Source organism: Streptomyces sp. SID5464, assembly GCF_009862985.1.
GTDB classification, from domain to species: domain Bacteria; phylum Actinomycetota; class Actinomycetes; order Streptomycetales; family Streptomycetaceae; genus Streptomyces; species Streptomyces chartreusis_D.
This window is the reverse complement of sequence record NZ_WWIQ01000003.1, coordinates 310,763-311,267: the sequence shown is the minus strand read 5'-3', so window position 1 is coordinate 311,267 and position 505 is coordinate 310,763. Positions and strand designations below refer to the sequence as shown.

The window sequence follows — 505 nt, the reverse complement described above, 5'->3', positions numbered from 1 at the left end:
TCCCGCTGCCGCCGTTCATCGTCACCCTCGGCATGCTCAACGTGGCGTTCGCGCTGACCCACATCTACTCCGAGGAGCAGACCGTCAGCAACCTGCCCGGCCCGCTGACGGCCCTCGGCCAGACCTTCCCGCTGGGCAAGACCGACATCACCTACGGCTCGCTGGTCACCATCGCCCTGTTCCTCCTCCTCGCCTACGCGCTGAGCAGCACCGGCTGGGGCCGGCACGTCTACGCGCTGGGCAACAGCCCGGAAGCGGCGCGGCTGAACGGCATCCGCACCTCCCGCCTGACCATCGGCGTCTACACCGTGGCCGGTCTCCTCTACGGCGTCGCCGCCCTGCTGCTCATCTCGCGTACCGGGGTGGGCGATCCGCAGGCCGGGCAGACCGACAACCTCGACAGCATCACCGCCGTGGTGCTCGGCGGCACGAGCCTCTTCGGCGGACGCGGTTCGGTCCTGGGCACGTTCATCGGCGTCCTCATCGTCGGCGTCTTCCGCAACGG

General features: G+C 69.7%; 1 protein-coding gene. It reads left to right on the top strand.

From position 1 onward, the window contains the following. Positions 1-505 (top strand): ABC transporter permease (locus GTY47_RS03570; protein ID WP_010038637.1); only part of this gene is annotated, 505 nt, incomplete at both ends.